The 21,851-nt window shown below is 44.9% G+C and carries 16 protein-coding genes and 5 pseudogenes; 7 read left to right on the top strand and 14 right to left on the bottom strand.

Annotated features, from left to right (window positions below):
- Positions 1-187 precede the first annotated feature (187 nt).
- From AC6IZ0_RS08545 to AC6IZ0_RS08520, 6 genes are all read left to right on the top strand, one after another.
- Complete coding sequence (locus AC6IZ0_RS08545; RefSeq protein ID WP_497726022.1) at positions 188-1,624, top strand: YcjF family protein; 1,437 nt, start codon at positions 188-190, stop codon at positions 1,622-1,624.
- A 124-nt stretch (positions 1,625-1,748) separates the two neighbouring features.
- Positions 1,749-2,420, top strand: coding sequence for a deoxyribose-phosphate aldolase (gene deoC / locus AC6IZ0_RS08540; protein WP_497725779.1), 672 nt, complete (start codon positions 1,749-1,751; stop codon positions 2,418-2,420).
- Between the two features lie 42 nt (positions 2,421-2,462).
- Complete coding sequence (gene recO / locus AC6IZ0_RS08535; protein WP_497725778.1) at positions 2,463-3,344, top strand: DNA repair protein RecO; 882 nt, start codon at positions 2,463-2,465, stop codon at positions 3,342-3,344.
- Entirely contained in the window at positions 3,331-4,881 is a 1,551-nt protein-coding gene (locus AC6IZ0_RS08530; RefSeq protein ID WP_497726021.1) for an MFS transporter, read from the top strand. The genes recO and AC6IZ0_RS08530 overlap by 14 nt, the downstream gene beginning before the upstream one ends.
- A gap of 127 nt (positions 4,882-5,008) precedes the next feature.
- Positions 5,009-6,157 (top strand): glycosyltransferase family 4 protein, encoded by a 1,149-nt coding sequence (locus AC6IZ0_RS08525; protein ID WP_497725777.1) that lies wholly within the window; start codon positions 5,009-5,011, stop codon positions 6,155-6,157.
- A gap of 203 nt (positions 6,158-6,360) precedes the next feature.
- A complete protein-coding gene (locus AC6IZ0_RS08520) occupies positions 6,361-7,329 on the top strand; it encodes an orange carotenoid protein N-terminal domain-containing protein (protein WP_497725776.1) in 969 nt (322 codons plus the stop codon).
- A gap of 59 nt (positions 7,330-7,388) precedes the next feature.
- Here AC6IZ0_RS08520 and AC6IZ0_RS08515 read toward each other — a convergent pair.
- The 6 genes and pseudogenes from AC6IZ0_RS08515 to AC6IZ0_RS08490 all read right to left on the bottom strand — a co-directional run bounded on the left by AC6IZ0_RS08515 (position 7,389) and on the right by AC6IZ0_RS08490 (position 15,796).
- A pseudogene (locus tag AC6IZ0_RS08515) lies at positions 7,389-8,125 on the bottom strand (peptidase).
- Positions 8,126-8,142: 17 nt separating this feature from the next.
- A complete protein-coding gene (gene secG / locus AC6IZ0_RS08510; RefSeq protein ID WP_271733168.1) occupies positions 8,143-8,382 on the bottom strand; it encodes a preprotein translocase subunit SecG in 240 nt (79 codons plus the stop codon).
- 156 nt (positions 8,383-8,538) lie between these two features.
- On the bottom strand, positions 8,539-10,137 hold the full coding sequence (gpmI, locus tag AC6IZ0_RS08505; RefSeq protein WP_497725775.1) for a 2,3-bisphosphoglycerate-independent phosphoglycerate mutase: 1,599 nt from the start codon (positions 10,135-10,137) through the stop codon (positions 8,539-8,541).
- Positions 10,138-10,208: 71 nt separating this feature from the next.
- A pseudogene (locus AC6IZ0_RS08500) lies at positions 10,209-11,895 on the bottom strand (ABC-F family ATP-binding cassette domain-containing protein).
- 548 nt (positions 11,896-12,443) lie between these two features.
- Positions 12,444-15,131 (bottom strand): DNA methyltransferase, encoded by a 2,688-nt coding sequence (locus AC6IZ0_RS08495; RefSeq protein ID WP_497725774.1) that lies wholly within the window; start codon positions 15,129-15,131, stop codon positions 12,444-12,446.
- A 315-nt stretch (positions 15,132-15,446) separates the two neighbouring features.
- A pseudogene (locus AC6IZ0_RS08490) lies at positions 15,447-15,796 on the bottom strand (helix-turn-helix domain-containing protein).
- A gap of 163 nt (positions 15,797-15,959) precedes the next feature.
- On the opposite strand from AC6IZ0_RS08490, the gene AC6IZ0_RS08485 reads away from it, so the two are divergent.
- Positions 15,960-16,406, top strand: coding sequence for an RNA-binding protein (locus AC6IZ0_RS08485; protein ID WP_280793348.1), 447 nt, complete (start codon positions 15,960-15,962; stop codon positions 16,404-16,406).
- 10 nt (positions 16,407-16,416) lie between these two features.
- On the opposite strand, the gene prfA is transcribed toward AC6IZ0_RS08485, so the two are convergent.
- The 8 genes and pseudogenes from prfA to rpsK all read right to left on the bottom strand — a co-directional run bounded on the left by prfA (position 16,417) and on the right by rpsK (position 21,799).
- The gene (gene prfA / locus AC6IZ0_RS08480) at positions 16,417-17,514 is read right to left on the bottom strand and encodes a peptide chain release factor 1 (RefSeq protein WP_497725773.1); all 1,098 of its coding nucleotides are present in this window, start codon (positions 17,512-17,514) and stop codon (positions 16,417-16,419) included.
- Between the two features lie 98 nt (positions 17,515-17,612).
- Positions 17,613-17,855: a 50S ribosomal protein L31 gene (gene rpmE, locus AC6IZ0_RS08475; RefSeq protein WP_271732189.1), complete on the bottom strand. Its 243-nt coding sequence runs from the start codon at positions 17,853-17,855 to the stop codon at positions 17,613-17,615.
- A gap of 107 nt (positions 17,856-17,962) precedes the next feature.
- The gene (gene rpsI, locus AC6IZ0_RS08470; RefSeq protein ID WP_271732190.1) at positions 17,963-18,379 is read right to left on the bottom strand and encodes a 30S ribosomal protein S9; all 417 of its coding nucleotides are present in this window, start codon (positions 18,377-18,379) and stop codon (positions 17,963-17,965) included.
- A complete protein-coding gene (rplM, locus tag AC6IZ0_RS08465) occupies positions 18,379-18,834 on the bottom strand; it encodes a 50S ribosomal protein L13 (RefSeq protein WP_271732192.1) in 456 nt (151 codons plus the stop codon). Before rplM ends, rpsI begins: the two co-directional genes overlap by 1 nt.
- Before the next feature lie 12 nt (positions 18,835-18,846).
- Positions 18,847-19,737 (bottom strand): tRNA pseudouridine(38-40) synthase TruA, encoded by an 891-nt coding sequence (gene truA, locus AC6IZ0_RS08460; protein WP_497725772.1) that lies wholly within the window; start codon positions 19,735-19,737, stop codon positions 18,847-18,849.
- A gap of 52 nt (positions 19,738-19,789) precedes the next feature.
- Positions 19,790-20,141: pseudogene (gene rplQ, locus AC6IZ0_RS08455) on the bottom strand (50S ribosomal protein L17).
- Between the two features lie 27 nt (positions 20,142-20,168).
- Positions 20,169-21,116: a DNA-directed RNA polymerase subunit alpha gene (locus AC6IZ0_RS08450; RefSeq protein ID WP_271732198.1), complete on the bottom strand. Its 948-nt coding sequence runs from the start codon at positions 21,114-21,116 to the stop codon at positions 20,169-20,171.
- Between the two features lie 288 nt (positions 21,117-21,404).
- Positions 21,405-21,799, bottom strand: a pseudogene (gene rpsK / locus AC6IZ0_RS08445) (30S ribosomal protein S11).
- Positions 21,800-21,851 lie beyond the last annotated feature (52 nt).

Here is a 21,851-nt window from a genome sequence, read left to right as displayed (position 1 = left end):
TTGTTCCCTTCGACTGCGCTCAGGGAACATGGCGTTCCGGTGGTTGAGGGAAGTCGAAACCACGATCGCCCCTGATATTGTTCCCTTCGACTCCGCTCAGGGAACATGGTGTTCCTTATTCGCCATGTGTTGTTAGCAGAGACTTTTGATCTATGCTGAAAAAAGAAACTTGACAAAAAGCGGAGAAATGGTTGTGAAGTTGCAGCGACCGATTTTAGTGGGAGGATTGGGACTATCCTTTTGCTTATGGATGTTACAAAGCTGGGATGATTATATCTTACAGCTGAGTGAGGTGGGTTTGTTTGGCGCTCTGGCTGTGGGGGGCGGTTTGTGGTTATTCCAGAAAAATCAACCGCAACACAAAGCAGAGCAGTTGGATGGTATGATCAAAGGGCGGTCGGCTGTGGAAACTGCGATCGCCCAAGGGGAAGCGATAATTAGGCAATTAGAACAGGAAGCTGTCAACCACCCGGCCTTAGAGACGCTCCAAGGAAGACTGGGGCAGTTGCAGATAGAATTAGATAGGGAAGAAATTACCATAGCTGTCACCGGTGGTAAATCTGTAGGGAAAAGTAGTTTAGTTACACTGCTGGAGTCTAGGGGATGGGGGGGAACACAGAACAAAGTAACTCTATGGGAAACGACCCCTTTATTTACCCAGACAGGTGAGCAATCAGATATACCTATATTAGCAGCAGTTAAACAGTGTGATTTTGTCTTATTCCTGACCAATGGTGATTTGACAGATTGGGAATTTCAGAGCTTACAGCAGTTAAAAGCAGCCAATCAACCGGTGCGGTTAATTTTTAACAAACAAGACCAGTATTTACCAGAGGAACGGGAGAGTATTTTGCTGTCATTAAAACAGCGAATGTCAGAGAATGTAGTGGGAACGGTAACGTCTCCTGTGGCGCGCAAAGTACGCAAGCATGAAAGTAATGGTAATATCCAAGAGTGGATGGAACAACCGGAACCGGATATTGAGGGGTTAATTGAGGATCTGAATAAAATTGTCTCACAGCAAAGACAACAACTAATCTGGACAACTACCTGGAGAAAAGCCAAGTTGTTGAAAGCGGCGGGGAAAAACTGGCTGAATGAAACCAGGGGCGATCGCAGTATCCCCATTATTGAACAATATCAATGGATCAGCGCGGCTGCTGCCTTTGCTAACCCAGTACCAGCCCTAGACATTTTAGCCACAGCAGCGATTAACGCCCAGATGGTGATAGACTTAGGTAATATATACCAGCAAAAATTTTCCCTAGAACAGGCCCAAACCCTAGGGGTAACCATGGGGGGGTTAATGCTAAAACTAGGCTTAGTGGAACTGTCCACCAAAGCTGTGAGCATGGTCTTAAAAAGTAATGCGATCACCTTTGTGGCTGGTGGTATAGTCCAAGGGGTGAGTGCAGCCTACCTAACCAGAGTAGCAGGTTTAAGTTTAGTGGCATACTTTGCCCAACAGGAAGAGGCCATAGATTCGGGAAATGTCTTGAATTTAGAGAAATTACGCCAGACTGTGCAAAAAGTCTTTGAGAGTAACCAGCAGATGAACTTGTTATCCAGGTTAGTTCAGGAAAGTATCAAACGCTTATCACCACAGACTGAAACTGTGAAATAATTGCACAAATAACCGTCAAGGACAAGTAATAACCTTGTGCCTTGGCGTAACCGTTAATTTTGATATATTAACATAGTGACTTAGTAAAAAAATATTAACTTTTCATTCACAGGCAAAACACAAGATGGCAGCAGACTATATTGATATTGCGCCATTTATCGATCATTCTCTGCTGAACCCAACAGCTACCCCAGAGCAGGTCGAGCAATGGTGTGAAGAAGCGTACAGATTTAATTTTGCGGCGGTTTGTGTTCACCCTAGTTATGTGAAGCAAGCAGCAGAACTGCTCCATGGTAAAAATCCCCACATTTGTACAGTAATTGGCTTTCCTACGGGGGCGACCACCTCAGGGGTGAAACTGTATGAAGCTCAAGAGGCGGTGGAAAATGGGGCTACGGAACTAGATGTGGTGATGAATTTAGGTTGGTTGAAAGCTGGTATAATTGAGGCGGTACACCGGGAGATTGCCCAAATTTGCGAAGCAACCGGACAACTGGTGAAGGTGATTTTGGAAACCAACCTGCTAACTGATCGGGAGAAAAAACTGGCGGCGGAAATATCCATGGAGGCCGGGGCGGGATTCTTGAAAACTAGCACAGGTTGGCACGGGGGTGCAACGGTGGGGGATGTCAGACTGTTAAAAGAAATGGCAAAAGACCGGTTGGGAATTAAGGCATCTGGGGGAATTCGCACCTACAATGAAGCTATAGACCTGATCTTAGCCGGTGCTACCAGACTGGGAACATCTCGGTCGATGGATTTGCTGCGCCAAAGCCAAGACCAACGAAAAAGCTGAGTAGTCACGGGTGGTTGGTGGGCAAAAATTGACTAATGACTAATGAGTAAAACTTATAAAGTTACGGGAATTAATCTCAAATCCCAAATTCTGGGAGAATCAGACAGGGTAGTGACAATTTTAACCCGAGAGTTGGGTTTAATTCGCGCAGTAGCGACGGGGGCGAGGAAGCCAAACTCTAGCCTAGGTGCTAGGAGCGGCGTGTTTATGGTCAATGACTTACTCATAGCACCAGGGCGATCGCTCGATAGAATTATACAAGCGGATACCGTAAAAACCTATCCTGGTCTGGCTGTGGATGTGGGGAAATTTGCCGCGGGGCAATATTTAGCGGAAATAGTGCTGTGTCAGGCCTTGAGTGAGCAACCCCAAGAGGAAATTTATCAGTTACTCCATAAATATCTTCGTAAATTAGAGGTATTAGATATAACAGATAGATATAGATATAATATTTATGCTTATTTAGCTCATGCAGTGTTTCACTTTTATGCTTTAGAAGGTTTATGCCCTCAAGTACAAGCGTGCTGTTTAACTAACTATACCATCAGGCCAAATTTCGCAGATCCTAACTGGCGGGTGGGCTTTAGTGTGACAGCAGGTGGTACAGTCTGTTTACAGGCGTGGGAAAATTTGCGCCAAGAAAAACAGCAACCCTCAGCCCTTGAGTCTAACTTAAATTACCAAAGGGTTGTGCATAGGGAAGATATACCGGTAATTTGTGCTCGGTTGGATGCTACAGAATTAGCTATGCTCCAATATCTCTCAGAAACAGAGATAATAGCAACAGATACTAACCAAAATTATCGCTGGTTATCTATTGAGCAAATTTTGCGCCAATATGCTCAATATCATTTAGGTCGCCCTATTCGCTCTGCTACCTTGATTGACTCTTACTTTGCTGCTAACCATGATGCAACCGTCTGATGTAGATAGAAAAATCTCATCTTTATCACCAAACACCAAAAAACACAATAGGGTATCGGATCCTATCGTCACAAATCACTTAAGTGCTGTTCCGCACAGCCCAGAACAGTGTCAATTAGATGTGGCTGGGGAAATAGCAAAAGCTGATCTTACCAGGGAATCCCTAGGCCTGAGCAATGGTCAGAAAGAAGGTTTATCAGTAGTGACTTCCCCAACTAAACCGCCCCAATTAGAGGGGACTGGTAAGCCGGAAAATAGACCAGAGCAGGGGTTTTTACCGGTGTTAAAAAATCCTAATTTTCTGGCGCTGTGGGGGGGTCAGGTTTTTTGCCAGATAGCAGACAAAGTATACTTAGTATTAATGATTGCTTTAATTAATACGCAATTTCAGGGAAGTGACCAGAGCATTAGCGGTTGGGTATCAGCTTTGATGATGGCTTTTACCATTCCAGCGGTACTGTTTGGTTCTGTGGCGGGTGTATTTGTAGACCGCTGGCGGAAAAAGACTGTACTGGTAAGCACCAATGTTTGCCGGGGGGTGTTAGTGTTATCCATACCCTTGTTGCTGTGGTTAACACATGATTGGCGGCCGGTGGGGATGTTACCAGTGGGTTTTATAATTATATTGGGGGTGACTTTTTTAGTCTCCACACTGACACAGTTTTTTGCGCCCGCAGAACAAACAACAATCCCCTTGGTGGTGGAGGAACAGCATTTACTCTCGGCTAATTCTCTATATACGACTACCATGATGGCTTCAGTGATTGTGGGGTTTGCAGTGGGTGAACCACTGTTGGCGATCGCCGATAGAGTATGGTTAGAAATAGGTGGTAGTGATGGACTAGGTAAAGAGCTCTTGGTAGGTGGGAGTTATGCGATCGCGGCGTTAATTTTGTTATTATTAGTGACCAAAGAAAAACCCCACCATCCGGACACAGAATTTCCTCACGTCTTAGCTGACTTAAGAGATGGGTTGAAATACCTCAAAGCTAACTCTATACTGCGCAATGCTTTAGTAAAACTGACGATTCTATTTTCTGTATTTGCAGCTTTAACGGTGCTAGCGGTGCGGATGGCGGAAATAATTCCCAACTTAAAAGCATCTCAATTTGGCTTTTTACTAGCATTTGGTGGGATTGGTATGGCTGCGGGGGCGACAATGCTGGGTCAATTTGGTCAACGCTTCTCCTACTGCGAATTGAGTCTGTGGGGTTGCTTAGGGATGTCAGGAACTTTAATTGGGTTATCGGTATTTACAACCCAGTTAGGGATAATTTTACTGTTAGTAGCTTTGTTGGGTGTATTTGGGTCTATGGTAGGTATCCCCATGCAAACTGCGATCCAAACGGAAACGCCGGCGGAGATGCGGGGTAAAGTCTTTGGGCTACAAAATAATGTGATTAATATTGCCTTGACCTTACCTTTAGCCTTAGCTGGGGTAGGTGAAACCTTAATAGGACTACCAGCAGTTTTTGTGATTTTAGCTATTACTGTATTTTGTGGTGGTATATTAACTTGGTATAGTTCCCGCCAATAGTCAACAGTCCAGATGATCTTGGTTTCGTGGTAAACTCAGGGAAAGTTGCACAATACCAGAGGCTTTGAGCTGTGAGTAACTCAAAGGTTGATCAATTGAAACCGCTTTTCAAAATAGCTAATAAAGAATGCGTATAGCCTGGATTGGAAAGAAATCACCATTTTGCGGTAATGTCACCTACAGTAGAGAAGTAACAAATGCTTTACTAGACAGGGGACACCAAGTTAGTTTTCTCCACTTTGCTCAAGAAGAATCAGAAACAGAAAATTGTCCGAATTTCCAGGAAGTTTCCCTACCGTTTATTTACAAATCCCAGGTTTACACAATTCCCACGTTAAAAGCAACCAAGGTATTAACGGAGTCTCTGCGGGAAATCAAGCCGGATGTAGTCCATGCTTCTTTGAGTTTATCGCCTCTGGACTTTATGTTACCGGAAATCTGCGAGCAACTGAATTTACCTTTGATTGCGACGTTTCATACAGCTTTTGCGGGGAAGGGGGCAAAATTTCTCTCGGGAACCCAGCTGTTAGCTTATCAGTTGTATGCGCCTTGTTTGGCGAACTATGATCGGGTGATTGTATTTTCCCAAATTCAGCGGGAGTTATTAGCCCGTATGGGTGTAAAGGACAGAAAAATCGCTGTGATTCCCAATGGAGTTGATGCGGTGAAGTATTCCCCCGGACCTTCAGGGGTGAAAGCACAATTCCAAGGGGAGCGGTTGTTTGTCTATCAAGGTCGTATAGCACCAGAAAAAAACGTTGAACCTCTGTTACGAGCTTGGAAGCAGTCACAGATGGGAACTGGGAGCAAGTTACTGATGGTGGGTGATGGGGTTTTGAAGTCTTCTTTGGAACCATTTTATGGCTCGGACGCAGGGATTATCTGGTTAGGATTTGTGGCGGAAGAAAGGCGGCGAATCGAAATTTTACGGGGTGCTGATGTGTTTATTTTACCCTCTCTGGTTGAGGGTTTATCTCTGTCTCTGTTGGAAGCAATGGCTTGTGGAATAGCTTGTTTGGCTACAGATGTGGGAGCAGATGGGGAGGTATTAGAGGCGGGGGCGGGTGTAGTCCTGAATACTAAGACAGTGCGATCGCAGTTAAGAACCCTTTTACCCCTACTCCAGGACCATCCTGAGTTAACCACCCTCCTGGGAAACAAAGCCAGACAGCGGGTGTTAGAGCGCTATACCCTGAGTAAAAATATCAGTCAGTTAGAGGAATTATATCGGGAAGTTTTAGCAGATAGGTCTGTACCTCTGAGTCCGAGAGGTTAAGCTATCAATTCTACAAATATTCAGGTTGAGCTAGGGGATTGATGGCGATCGCCTAGATTTTTGGTGTTTTTTTGACTGGTAATACTGTATCAGAGGTGACTTTTATGCCATTTTGTCAAGAGTTACTCAAATAAGTTTACAAAAGTTAAGATTTAGTTTACAATCTGTTACATAGAGTGCAAACGTCTAATTATTTTGTGAATATGGCTTTAACTATCCAGTCGGCTCAGAATATCTTTTCTAATACTCAAGTTCCCAGTCAGATTCCCGCGACCATCGCCCTGTTCGACCAACTGAGTGTTGACGACCAGCTAGCATATTTGTGGTTTGCGTATACGGAAATGGGGAAAACAATTACTCCCGCAGCGCCTGGGGCCGCCAGATTGCAACTAGCAGAAAGTTTGCTCAACCAAATTAAGCAAATGTCAGCGGAAGAGCAAACAAGAGTGATGCGCGATATTGCGAGTCGTGCTGACTCACCCATCAGTCGTTCCTATGGGTTTTTCAGTGTGAATACTAAGCTGGCTTTTTGGTACGAGTTGGGAGAGTTGATGAAACAGGGTGTGGTGGCTCCCATCCCCACTGGTTATCAAATGAGTCCGGGTGTGCAATTGGTACTAGAGATCACCAAGAAACTTGATCCGGGTCAGCAAATTACAGTGCTGCGGAACACCGTAGTTAACATGGGATTTGATACCTCTGATTTAGGGCCAAGTAGCTACCCCAAAGCTGTAGAGGAACCAGCATTTACTCGTACCGCGCCACCTGTGTCCTCAGTAAAAATTGACGGGATTACAGAACCGGCGGTTCTGGGCTACATTGAAGCGATGAACGCTGATAACTTTGATCAAGCTATTAGTCTGTTTACTCCCGACGGTGCGCTACAACCACCATTCCAAAAACCCATTGTCGGACATGAGGCGATCGCCAAATATATGCGCGAAGAAGCCCAAGGATTAAACATGATGCCACAAAAAGGTATCTGTGAGAACCTTTCCGATGGGTCTAAGCAGCTAAAAATTACAGGTGTTGTACAAACTCCCTGGTTTGGTGTGACTGTGGGAATGAATATTGCTTGGCGATTTTTAATTAATCCCGAAGGCAAAATTTTCTTTGTCGCCATTGATATGCTTGCATCTCCTGAAGAATTACTAAATCTGCGTCGGGTTTAGATTTCTGGGGTAGTTTGGGGTGTTGCTGGGGCTTAAATTTCTGGTTCAGCAACGCCTAATTAATTACCTAGGTGAGTTGGTTGTTGATAAACCCGTTTGAGGGTGTTCACATCTCTGGGTGAAATAGGCGGGGGATTGCTAACTTGGGAAAAGTATAAAGCATCGGTGGGTAAATCGCTATGACCCCAAATTCCCAAGGCGTGGCCGAGTTCGTGACGGGATGCGGCTTGAAGATATACCCCTGTTTGACTAGGACTCAATAAGATGGTAAACTTGTGATCTAGTATTCTATTATTTTCGTATACTTTATAAGTGGTTTGGGCGGAACGGGCCGCGGGGGATGACCACGGGTAAATTGTAGAGGTGGGACTTGGCGGATAATTGTAATATCAGCTATTTCCGGTTTGTCTACTACCACCAAGGGTAAATAAACATTCCACTCTTGTACTGTCTCTATAACAGTGTTGACCCATGCTTGAGCTTGTGTATGATTAGCTGTTGTGGGGGGTTGTATATAAACTTGAATCGGAAATTTTGACCAGATTAAATAACCCACCCCGGTTTTTGCTACTTGGTCAAAGTAATCACCACTATTTGTGTGGTCTTGCCATTGCGCCAGGGATGGGGGTAGTGGATGGGTAGTATAGGATGTATTTACTACTGTAGCAATAGATGGCAGATTTGTCAAGACAACTAGCAGCCCGGTACTGATGAATAAAGACAGAACTGCTAGTAATTTGGGGATATGGAAATTTTCACGGCGTGGGAATTTAGAGGTTTTTATCTGACATCCCATTATCCTATACCGGATTTTTACTTAGGTAACCACCCAGCACTCAACAGCAATGTTAAACCCATAAATATAACTGTCAGCGCCCAGGTAACTCGGTTTAAAGTATCTTCGGCGCTTTTGGTGCTGCTAAATAATTGTGCTTGTCCGCCAATGGCTCCAATTCCATCGCCTTTAGGGCTATGTAGTAACACTAAAATAATTAACCCTAAAGCAGAAAGAGCCCAAATAATTTGCACAATAGTAGTAATATTAACTGTCATGGTCAGGCTGTCCGTAATAATTTATGGTTATTTATGGTTATTTATGTTTTCCCAATCATAGGGATTATATCACATTCTGGTCAGGTTGTTTGAGCGGTAGTGCCCTGGCTTTGGGGAAGCAGTGAGGAGTCAGAAGGTCTTCACTGCTGGGTTGGTTTATATACCAGCTTTGACCGGGGTACGTGTGGGTTGCACTTGATACCCGGACGGGATCAATAGGGAGCGTCCGGTCATTTCTGAGGGTTGGGGTAACTGGAGAATTTCCAGAATTGTGGGTGCTATATCCGCTAGTTTACCATCCCTGCACAGTTCTACATTTGTACCATGTCCGGGGATTTTAATCGTCTCTCCTTCTACTAAAATGAAGGGGACTGGGTTAGTGGTATGTGCTGTCCAGGGGTTACCCTGCTCATCCAGCATATACTCGGCGTTACCATGGTCAGCAGTAATAATTGCCGTTCCGCCCACTTGGGTAATACTACTCAGTAAGCGACCCAAACAATGGTCTACTGTTTGAATAGCGCTCATGGTGGCTGCCATTTTCCCAGTATGCCCTACCATGTCCGGGTTAGCATAGTTAATCACCACTAAAGAGTATATTCTTTTGTGAATGGCGGCGATCGCCACATCTGTAACTGCGTCCGCTGACATTCCTGGGGCTTTGTCGTAAGTTGCTACCATGGGACTACTGACCAGTTCTCGGTCTTCCCCAGGGAAAGGTTCCTCTAGTCCGCCATTAAAGAAATAGGTGACGTGGGCGTATTTTTCGGTTTCGGCGGTGCGAAACTGCTGTAAACCATGATTGGCGATGACTTCACCCAAAATATTCCTCAAATTTTGCGGCTCAAAGGCTACCTTCACTGGTAGTTCTGGGTCGTATTGAGTAAAGGTAGCAAAGGACAACCGCTGAATTTTTGCTCTAGTAAAGCCGGTGAATTTGGGGCTGACAAAAGCTTGAGTCAGCTGTCTAGCGCGGTCTGGGCGGAAGTTGAAGAAGATCACACCGTCCCCTGGTGCTATAGCCCCAGGAGCAATGCGGACTGGGTTAATGAATTCATCCGTCACATCTTCGGCATAAGATGCAGCCAAAACTTCTACAGCTGGACGTTGATCAATGTTAGCATCTTGTGTCATCACATCGTAGGCGCGTTGAATGCGCTCCCAACGATTATCTCTATCCATAGCATAGTAGCGACCACTGAGGGTAACTATACGCCCTATGCCTTTTTGGTCTATTTGTGCTTGCAATAACTGGATGGCTTTAATCCCATCCTTGGGGAGAGTATCACGACCGTCGGTGATGGCGTGGATACAAACTTCTGAAATTTCCTGTTGTTTGGCTAGGTCTAGTAGTCCAAACAGATGGCTGATATGAGAGTGTACCCCCCCATCAGAACACAGCCCCACTATATGCAATTTACCATTCTCACTGCGGACTTCCTGGCAAATCTTCACAAGTGCTGGGTTACTGAGAATAGAACCATCTTCGACTGCATCCGAGATGCGGACTAATTCTTGGGGTACTACTCGCCCAGCGCCAATGTTCAAATGACCAACTTCCGAGTTGCCCATTTGACCTTCTGGCAACCCTACGGCTTTTCCTGATGTGCTGATGAGGGTGTGGGGGTAAGCTGCCCATAAGCTTTCCATAATGGGGGTTTCAGCGGCGGTAATTGCGTTTCCTCGCTGCTGTTCGCGGTAGCCCCACCCGTCTAAAATGACTAGCACCACAGGAGCAACAGGTGCTTTGGTCATGGTCTTGCCCTTTACTTTCTGTAATATCCGAATAATACCACTGCTAATCTACAGTGCAAGTGAATTTTTACTTATTTCCTTTTTCCCGCAGATTTTGCCGCTTTTTTTGCCGCTTTTTCCGCAGCGATTGCTGCTAGTCTGGCTTGTTCTTTTTCTTCGGCAATTTTATCGAGGTAATAATGATAGTCTCCTAGGTAAACACGAAATTCCCCATCCCGGATTTCTACGATTTTGTTGGCTACTTGGGAAATAAAATACCTGTCGTGGGACACTACTATGGCTGTACCATCATAGTTTTGTAGCGCCTCTTCTAACATTTCTTTGGCGGGAATGTCTAAGTGGTTAGTCGGCTCATCTAAAATTAGGAGGTTGGCTGGACGTAATAGCATTTTTGCTAAGGCTAACCGCGCTTTTTCTCCACCACTTAAAGCCGCTACTAGTTTAAATACCATGTCCCCACTAAAGAGAAATCTCCCTAAGTGTGTGCGCACTTCTTCGTTTGTCCACTGGGGTACTTGATCATGGATGGTTTCCATGACTGTTTTCTCTAGGTCTAAGGCTTCCGCTTGGTTCTGCTCGAAGTATCCCGGGATAACGTTATGGTCCCCTAGTTTTACCGTTCCTTCTGTTGCTGGTTCTGTCCCCATTATTACCCTTAATAGGGTGGATTTACCCGCTCCGTTGGGACCGAGAAAGGCTACGCGATCGCCTCTTTCAATTAGTAAACTAGTTGCTAAGAATAATATCTTATCATCATAGACATGAGTTAGGTCTTTAATGATCACTACCTCCCTCCCACTGCGCGGAGACGGGGGAAAGCGAAAATGTAAGGTTTTTACATTGGCTGTGGGTGCTTCGATGCGCTCGATTTTTTCTAGTTGTTTTTCCCGGCTCTTGGCTTGGGTACTCCGGGTCGCACTGGCGCGGAATCTGTCTACAAATGCTTGCTGTTTCTCTAGTTCTTTTTGTTGGCGATCGTAGGCGCTTAACTGGGCGAGTTGATTTTCCGCTTTTTGTTGGAGGTATGCTGAATAGTTACCTAGGTAAGTAGTAGAAACACCCCTCTCTGTTTCTACAATCTGGGTACACAGTCTATCTAAAAATTCCCGATCATGGGAAACTATTACCATGGGGGTGGTTAGTCCTCTGAGGTAATTTTCTAACCATTCTATGGTTTCTAAGTCTAAGTGGTTCGTCGGTTCGTCCAGTAGCAATAAGTCGGGCTTTTGTAGGAGAATTTTACCTAAACTCATCCTCATCTGCCAACCACCAGAAAAGGCACTGACTAGGCGATCGCTGTCTTCGCTATCAAAGCCCATTTCTGGTAAAATCTTCCCAATCCTTGCATCTAGGTTATACCCGTCTAAGGCTTCAAACTCTCGCTGTAGTCTATCTAGTTTGTTAATCAGTTTATCTAGTTCTTCTAAACTGGCGGTCTCCATCTCCCTCTGTACTTCCCCTAGGGAAATTTGTACTTGATTTGCTTGCGCAAAGACTCGCCAAAATTCTTCTCTGACTGTGCGACTCGGATCTACTTCAAATTCTTGGTTCAGGTAAGCTATGTGTAAGCTGGATGGGCGAATTATTTCCCCCGCTGTGGGTTCTATTTCCCCTGTGATGATTTTTAGCTGGGTTGATTTTCCCGCTCCGTTGACTCCTACTAAACCTTATGCGATCTCCTGGTTTGACTTCCCAGTTAATATCTTTGAGAACTTCACCTGTGGGATATATTTTACTGATATGTTCGAGTCGCAGCATCAAGTTTCTCTGGGGTAGGGGATGGTTGTGAAGGTTAACACTCTTCCTGATTTTAACAAAATTTAACTTAAGTTTATGTTTTTTATTTAGTTTTTTATTTAGAGGAGTCAGGGGTTATAAACCCCGTTTGATGCTACCCAGGGAGTCAGGGGTTATAAACCCCTGTCTGATAGCTGACGTCAGATGAATCTGACTACCATAATTTAGCTAGCAGTCTACTAGATCCCGGAATTCTCACATAATTAGCGATACTCTACCATAATTTAGCTAGAAGTCGGGTATCTTTGGGGCGATCGCCTGTACGGTTTTTAAACGCAAAGGTCGCTAAGTACGCGCAAAGGTTCGCAAAGGTGTTTTTTGACAATATTTTATTTGGTTGGGTGGGTGGGGTCGGATTACTAGATCCCGGAATTCTCACATAATTAGCGATACTCTACCATAATTTAGCTAGAAGTCGGGTATCTTTGGGGCGATCGCCTGTACGGTTTTTAAACGCAAAGGTCGCTAAGTACGCGCAAAGGTTCGCAAAGGTGTTTTTTGACAATATTTTAATTAGTTGGGTGGGGTCCAATTACTTTTTGATTCTGGTTTTCTTTGTCTCGTAGCTCTTGGTTTAATTTTAAGAGTTGCTCTAAAATGTCATCTTCAGAGGTAAATTTATAGGCTTCTATGACTAGTTTATCTAGTTGTTCATGGAGTTTAGATAGTTTGCTGCTGGGTTCGTTGTAGAATTTATTATATAATGTGGTGATTCCCCACTGTTTAGAGTCCATTTGTTGAGTCCGATATTCGTGGAGTTCTACGGTTTTGGCTCGGATTTTTTCGACTATCTCCCCTGTTGCTGTCTGGGGAAAGGGAAAGGTTTCAAAGCAGGTGGTATTAGTGTAGCGAGTATCTCCCTTTAAAGTTGAACTTTGGGCTTTTACCCACTGACGATGTATTTTAGATGTGAGAATACCTAATATGTAAAAGTCTTCTGATGCAATTACAATATTTAAGTCACCAGGTAGCCAGTTTAATGGTGCTGGAATAAATATAGCCCATTTGGAAACTCTAGGTACTGTGAAGTAATAAGATAAAGATGAAATGGCTTTTCTCATATAAGTTGCATTACTTCCTAATTTCCACCAATTAATTTTTCTCTTTTTCATTCTGTTATTATCTCTTTCTGGCTTGACATTGATTTTAATATGCTCAAAGGGTAATTGATACTCACTTGCATCTTCAATACTCATATCATTAAAGTCAATAATCCAACGCTCTGGTTTACCATGGGGATTTTGCGCCAGATTTGCACCCATGGAAAATAGTTTTAATACCTCTTGATTTTTCCCATCCGCTTTTATCCATTCCTTTATCTTCTCTTCTGTGATCACAAAACCCATTCCTACAGGAGCAACTCCTTGAAAGCATTTATTCAAGTTAGCTTTTAACCGCACAGCTTGAGAAACATCAATACTAGATTTCAAAGAAGAATTAATTCTGCTAACTACTTCATCATCTAAATAGTATTTACCCGGTTTGGCTTTACACCAGTTGACAATACTTACATGAACTTTCGCTTCCCCTGACCATGGTTGGGTAGATACGGCTTCATGAATATAACCCTGATTTTGAGTAATATAATCTAAAGCTGCGACTCTGCTTTTACCCTGACTGACTGAATTGGTCGCTACTAAACCTGCTCTCCCTTGTTCATCAAGGTGTTGGTGCGCTAACCTAAACCAATAGGCGCAAAAGTCTACTGAGTCTTTAACTTGGGGGAATTGTTGAAAAACTTTATCTATATATTCGTCGCCTAAAGCTATTCTCATATGTTTACCCCCCAAAAATGGCGGATTCCCAATAATTGCATTGGCTTTTGGCCATTGACTAAATAAGGCATCCCCACAGATAATATTCCTATCTAAAGAATCCAAGGGTAAGGCTGGCTCGGTTAACTGTAAGTTGTCAATGGCAATTTTCCGCCCAATCATTAATGTTACCCGCGCTAACTCGACGGCAAATAAGTTAGTATCCATCCCATAAAATTGCATGGGGGTGACTAAACCTATCTGCATTTGCTTGGAGGTTAATTTCCGATTTTCCTGGATTTTCTCTAAGAGCAGGGTTTCAATTCTCTTTAATTCCTGATAGGCTATATACAGAAAGTTGCCAGAACCACAAGCTGGGTCAAGGACTCGATAGCTTTGTAGTTCTAATTGCAATAGTTCTAATTCCTTAAGGGTGTTAGCTTCCTCTATTCTTTCTTCCCAATAACGGCTAATGGTAGGGCGAACAATTTTCATGATGTCCACTTCTGAGGTGTAGTGAATACCTTTAGCGTGGCGCTCTTGTTGATCTACTGTTCCTTCAAATAAGTTACCAAAAATAGCCGGTCTAACTTTACTCCAATTCTCTTTAGCGGAAACGTCTAAAAATTTTAATTCTTCTGGGGTTAGTTCCACTGGTTCAATGTGGGAAAATAACCCGCCATTAAAATACTCTACGCCTTGATAACGTCCCGCTGGGGTTTTTCCCGGTCGGTTCATTTCGCGGAATAAGTTACCTAAAAGGTCGTAGGAACTTGCGCCATTAATACAGTCTTGAACGCAGGAAATAAACATATCCCTTGGTAATAGTTGTCTGTCTTCAGCAAACATAGCTAAGACGCATTGCAAAATAAACCTTTGTGCGGTTAGTTTCTCAACTGGCCGGTTTTCTAGTTCTAGGAGTAATTGACCCATGGGCCGAGCGGCTCTTTCTGTGACTTCTACCTGGTTGTTATTGAATACGGGAGTTTTATTGCCAATTTCCATAAAGGTAAAGGCTCCCGCCCTTTCTGGTAGCTGCTCTAGGGATATTTGATCTACGGGTGTATCTAGCTGAATGTCAAAGTCAAATATCCAAAATTCATCAAAGTTACATAATATGACGTATTTGGGGCGTTGGGGTACTAATCGTGTCCAGTAATCAAATGCTTGGGAGTAATGTTTACTTAGGTCTTCGCCGCGTTTTTTCATTTCAATTAATACGCGGGGTTTCCACACTAGGTCAGCAAAGCCGGTTTTACCTTTTTTACTCCCTTTTTTGATGGGTTCTTCAAATTTCGCCCCCGCGTCTAAGGCTCCTTGGTGTCCAAAGGCTCTAAAAAATCGGTCTAAGAATGTTTGCGCTTCTTGTTTTTCTTGTCCTTTGATGTGTTGCTGACAAAAGTTGACGAATTTATTTAGGCTTTGGGGGGTTGCTGCTGTCATTTTTGGTGGAGATACCCTAGGTGGTGTGAGTAGTTACTATGTTATGGGTTATTCCACCGTGGGGCGAGTTTAGCTCCCGGACTTTTCACATAATTAGAGATACCCCACCATAATTTAGCTAGAAGTCGGGGATATTTGGGGCGATCGCCTGTACGGTGTTTAAACGCAAAGGTCGCTAAGTACGCGCAAAGGTCGCAAAGGTTTTCCCTCCCCTGACAAGGGGAGGGTTAGGGTGGGGTAAAACAATATTTTATACATTATTCATAAGTTTTCCAACATCCTCTTAAACCCAAAGGTTCCTAAGGTGTTTGGGTTTTAGGGATTATCCCCAGCTTCTGCTGCTGCTGCTAGTCTTTCCATGACGGTTCTACCAATGATGGCTACTTCATTTAATGGCATGGTTTTAATCTGCTTTACCATCTGGTTTACATCTGTTGATTGTGGCATGGGCTTGACACCAATATAATGGAGCAGTTCTTCCATGGTGTAGCCGGCTTTGTTGGCAATGTTGGCTAAGTTTTCTGTGTCTGGGATTGATTCTCCTTTTTCCCACAGTTGCACTGCAGTGGCAGAAACACCGAGGAGTTTACCGAAACCCCTCTGACTCATGGGCCACGAGCCATTTTTACTACTTCTATGAGTTTTTGTCTAGCTGCTAAGTCCACTACTATAATATTTCTCTGACTACATTTACCAGTTTACATATTTTATCGATTTAGGTATTTACAATTTAACTGAGCAATGATAATCTTAATTTATAATTGTTATTTTTAAGTCTAACTGTAAGATAAATATATAACCTTATTAAATCAGGTAGAAGGGGTGCATATGTTCCGCAATCTACGCCGAGTTAAAAAGTATCGCCGCCCGGGTTGTAATCTCATAGCAGCTAAGAATATCAAACCCAGTCAATGGAAGATTTCAGATGCGGAAGTTAAGGAAGCGCTGAAACACAAGGGCTGTGAGGTGAAGGAGGTCAAGAAAATCCGTTATCTTAAGCATCAGGTGTGTATTTCCTTCTGGGATGCTAAGGGGAATGTGTGCAGTAGCTTTTTCAGCTATCGGATTTTTACCCGTTGGCAAACAACTGTGGAGAGGTTAATTGAGTGCTGTGATAGCCTCCTGGAGTGGCGGAGGTTAAATCAGACTATGCGCTACGAATTTGTGTATTACGAGTATCTGGCGGAAATGGAAAAGGCACTCCGAACTGCCTTAGAAAACCGCTTGTATGCATTAAAAGCTACATTAGAAATAGCGGTTTTCCATGAGAGTTAACGGCTAAAAGTTAGTTTGAGGTAGCATTTGCTAACTCTGCCAGGCGTTCTTGCTGGTCTTGAGAGATACAAGATTGAATGAGTATCTCTAACTCACCTTCCAAGACGGGATTAAGTGAGTAGTTCTGTCCTAGGCGGTGGTCGGTAACACGGTTATCTTTATAGTTGTAAGTACGGATTTTCTCGGAGCGTGAGCCTGTACCAACTTGCGATCGACGCATGGAAGTTACGGCTTCTTGTTGCTCGCGTAACTTGATTTCGTACAGTTTAGCCCGGAGGATTTGCATCGCCCGTTCTTTGTTTTGCAATTGACTACGTTCTTCTGTGCAGAAAATACGGATACCAGTGGGTTTGTGGTACAAGTCTGCTGCGGTTTCTACCTTGTTAACGTTTTGTCCCCCAGCACCACCAGAACGAGCGGTGGTGAGTTCGATATCTTTGGGATCAATGTGAATTTCCACATCATCGACTTCTGGCATAATGGCGACGGTGGCTGTGGAGGTGTGAACCCGTCCTCCAGCTTCTGTAGCTGGTACACGCTGTACACGATGGACTCCCGCTTCAAATTTGAGTTGACTGTAAACGCTATCGCCCTGAATTTCCAGGATCACTTCTTTGAAGCCGCCCATTTCCCCCAGGGATTCGCTGACGAGTTTGACTCTCCAGCCTTGGAGGTCGGCATAGCGGGAGTACATGCGCAGTAAATCACCCGCCCAGATACTGGCTTCATCGCCGCCGGTACCGGCGCGAATTTCTAACATGATATTTTTATCATCGTTAGGGTCGCGGGGTAAGAGTAAAACCTTGAGGCGATTTTCTAGGTGTTCTAGTTTTGCTTCTAGTTCCTTAACTTCCAGGGATGCCATTTCTTGCAACTCTGGGTCACTGTTGGACTCTTTGAGGACTTGACGCGCCCCTGCTAGGTCTGTGGTAGCAGTTTTCCAAGTTTCGTAGGTATTGACTGTTTCTTCTAGGGAAGAACGAGACTTGGCAATTTTTTGATACTCATCAGGGTTTTTGGCGGTATCGGGGTCACCCAGACGACGGGTTAATTCATGAAATGTTTGTTCAACAGATTTGAGTTTTTCTAACAGGTATGTTTCAGCCATGACGAATGCGATCGCTCCTTACAGATAACTAGGCTCGGCAAAAAATGACAAGCGACCCAGCAGTTACCGGGTCGTCGTTAACAGCCACAGCCAAGGCGCTACTTTTCTTGGGAATCGCTCTGAGTGGATTTAGTGGTGCTCATGCCGTATTTACGCAAGAAGCGCTCAACGCGACCCTCGGTATCAATCAGCTTCTGAGTACCGGTGTAAAAGGGGTGATTTCCTGACCAAACATCTACGTGTAATTCTGGCTTAGTAGAGCCGACGGTCATCACTACTTGACCGTTACAGTAAACTTTAGCCTCTGGATACCATTGGGGATGAATATCAGATTTAGCCATGTTTTTGTCGTTAACCTATATTAATTATAACTTTTAGTGGAGAATTGATCCGGGGGAATTGGGGCAGATTGTGTGCTATTCCCAATGACCAATTCCCATTGATGTGTTTAACGTTTGGAGTACTGAGGTGCTTTCCGGGCTTTGTGTAAACCATATTTTTTCCGTTCCTTTGCCCGGGGGTCGCGGGTCAAGTAGCCCTCGATTTTCAAAGGTGGGCGGTTATCTGGGTCGAGTTGACACAGGGCGCGAGCTACACCTAAACGAATAGAATCAGCTTGTCCTGTGAGGCCGCCGCCTTCAGCTTTGACTAAAATGTCATATTCGTTTTCCAGTCCCAGGGTTTCTAGAGGATTTCTAATGACTCCTAGGTAATTGGCGTTGAATTGAAAGTACAATTCTCCATCCTTACCGTTGACGGTCAATTTCCCTTCACCGGGAACCAATCTCACCCGTGCTACTGCGGACTTGCGACGACCGGTACCCCAGTACACGGCGCGACCGCTATTACTTTGTGCTACTGTCATTAATTTTCTCCGGGAATTGTATTAATTGTGAGTTCTTTGGGTTTTTGGGCGCTATGGGGATGAGTCGGACCTGCGTAAACCTTGAGTTTAGTGAACAACTGCTTACCCAGGCTATTTTTAGGTAGCATACCTTTAACCGCGTGTTCTACAATGCGTTCTGGTAGGCGCTGTTGCAGTTTGGCAAAGGTTTCTGTTTTCATCCCCCCGGGGCGGCCGGAATGGCGACGGTAAAGTTTTTGGCTGCGCTTTTTCCCTGTGACTGCTACTTTTTCAGCATTAACGACAATAACAAAGTCACCGGTGTCCATGTGGGGGGTGAATTGGGGTTTGTTTTTGCCTCTGAGAATCATGGCGATTTCGCTAGCCAGGCGGCCGAGGCGTTTATCGGTGGCATCTACTACGTACCACTCACGCTCAAGGGATGCTTGAGGAGGAAGGTATGTTTTTGTGGTCATGATAGTTTTGTTTTATGAGAGTGGTGTGGAATTGAGATCAAGGTGATCTGCTAGGGGATATTCTAGGGGAATATTTGTGGGAAAGACCAATTTGGGCTGGGTTTCATACCAAATTTCTGGGGGAAAGGGGAACTCTGGGTAGCCAACTCTTAATAAACACAAACCCTGGGGAGGGGCGGCGTGTTTGACTTTTTCCCGGCGCTCTGTTTTCCACAGTTCGGTAAAGCTAGCCAGTGTCAGCTTGCTGGAACCTACTTGTGCTAGCATCCCTACTAACAGCCGTACCATGCCATACAAAAATCCATTGGCCTGAATTTCAATATGAATAAATGGCCCACTGCGATGACATTCTGCGGCTTGCACTTCTACCCAAGAGTGCTCGCGCTTGGAACCGGCTCGGTGAAATGCGGCTAAATGATGTTTCCCTATCAGCGGTGCGAGGGCTGCTTGGATTAAGGATTCATCCAGGGGTGCATAATAATAATGCCAACTGAAGGGTCTAACGAACAAGTTGGGCCGAGGTTCAGTATATATCGTATAGCGATACCGCCGATATGCGGCACTAAATCGGGCGTGCCAATGATGATCTACACTCGCTGCAGCCCTAATGAGTATATCTTGGGGCAGGTAGCTGTTGAGGATTGATGCCCACTTCTGGGGTGGGATGAATCCTGTGGCTTCAAAATGGGCTACTTGGGCAGCTGCATGGACTCCCGCATCGGTGCGCCCGGCACCATGGAGGGTGACATGAAACCCTTGTACCTGAGCGATCGCTGTTTCGATTTCTTCTTGAACTGTACGATGTTGCTTTTGTCTTTGCCAGCCGTGAAAATGAGTGCCTAAGTATTGAATTACTAAGGCGACTCGATGGGTTGGCCTAGGAACCGGTTGGCTTTCTAACATACAGGTTTTGTCTGTTGGTCTGGTGTCTGACCCATGACCAATGACTAATGAACTAGACTAGCTCGATGATTGCCATTTGCGCATGATCTCCCCGGCGGTTAACGGTATGCAGGATGCGGGTATAACCCCCGTTGCGATTACCGTACCGAGTTGGGGCTTGCTCAAATAAGGCATGAACTAGTTGCTTGTCGTAGATGTAGCCCAGGGCTTGTCCGACGTGCTGCTAAGGAGCCGTCTTTGGCTAGGGTAATCATTTTATCTACTTCGCTGCGAACAACTTTAGCGCGGATTAAAGTTGTGGTGATGCGACCATGACGGATGAGCTCTGTGGATAGCGATCGCAACAGGGCGCGCCGCTGGTCGGCTGGTTTACTGAGTTTTTTGACTCGACAACGATGACGCATAATAAATGAGTAAAAATTGGGGTTTAACTAACTGTGTTTAGAGCCTCTTTCTGGGGACAGGGTAATGCCTAAACGGCGCTGTAAAGCTTCCACTACTTCTTCTGCTGATTTTTGACCGAAGTTTTTAATTTCTAACAGGTCTTCTTGGGTGAAATCCAACAGGTCTGCCACGGAGTTGACTTGTGCGCGTTTGAGACAGTTATAAGCCCGTACAGAAAGTTGCAGTTCTTCAATGGGAATTTGGGCGGTGGGATCTTCTGGGACTTCAGCGCCTGTTTCTGTAGGCTCTAGTGAGATATCTTTCAATGGATTGAATAGCTCTACTAGAATACCAGCTGCTGAGGATAGTGCTTCTTGGGGCGAGATACTGCCATTTGTCCAAACTTCTAACAGCAAGCGGTCTTTGGTAATTGAGCTCTCCCCACGAGCTTCTTCTACACTATAGTTAACTTTCCGCACTGGCATAAATACCGAGTCAATTTGCAGAAAGTCTAAGGAGGTGGCTTCTTCGCGTCCTCGCTCTACTGTGCGATAACCTTTTCCTTTCTCAATGCGAAATTCCATTTCCAGTTTGCCACCCTCTGCTAGGGTAGCGACGTACTGGGTGGGGTCTATGACTTCTACTTCGCTGGGCAAATCAAAATGTGCCACAGTGACTGTTGCAGGACCATTCACAAGTAATCTGCCAATCTGGGGTTGAGATGAGTAGCTTCTGAGGATTACTTCCTTCATTTTCATGAGGATTTCCAGCACGTCTTCCCGCACACCGGGAACTGTGGCAAACTCGTGGGTTACACCGGCAATTCTCACTGCTGTAACTGCTGTCCCCTCTAGATTCGACAGTAAAACCCGCCGCAGCGCGTTGCCAACTGTTGTTCCTTGACCACGCTCTAGAGGTTCCAGCACAAATTTACTATAATGGCTCCGACTTTCCTCTGTATTAGACTCTACACATTCAATTTGAAACTGCGCCACGGATTAGCCTCCCTTCTTTAAGGTGCTGCTAGCAGGCAAATCAATTGCCTCGTTGAATTTAGTTTTCGTTCCCTAGCTTTGTGGAGCCAGGTAGATTTAACTGCCTTTGAAAAGTGGCAGTATGGTATCCTCGCCCTATCTACGGGGAGATGATTATTTATTTTGGGTGCTCTGAACTTTAGCAGCCCCCCCGTCAGGAAGAGCTGACTTGCTTCACACTGGACTCCTCCCTGGCACCGCTGCGGTTGGGGGTGGGGTTTGAGAAACAGTTTGGACACTAAATTTTATTTAAACTCGGCGGCGCTTGGGCGGGCGGCAACCATTGTGAGGAATGGGGGTGATGTCCCGAATCAGGGTAATTTCTAGTCCGGCTCCTTGGATGGCGCGAATGGCGGTTTCTCTCCCTGCTCCAGGTCCACTAACCATGACTTCAATTTGCCGCATTCCTTGGTCTATAGCCCTACGGGCTGCACTTTCTGCTGCTGTTTGTGCTGCAAAGGGGGTGCCTTTTTGGCTCCCTTAAAACCGCTCGAACCGGCACTAGCCCAGGAAATCACGTCCCCATTTTGATCGGTAATGGTGACAATGCTATTGTTGAAAGTAGACTGGATGTAGGCCATGCCATTGGGTACGTTGCGCTTTTGCTTTTTGCTGCCGCCTTTTTTTGTTGGTTGTCTTGCCATATTTTTTTAGTTAATCCTAGGTACAACTTGCTTTGATCTGCCGGGTTTAAAG

This window comes from Anabaenopsis sp. NIES-4685, assembly GCF_059725405.1.
This window is presented reverse-complemented; position numbering and strand designations above follow the sequence as displayed.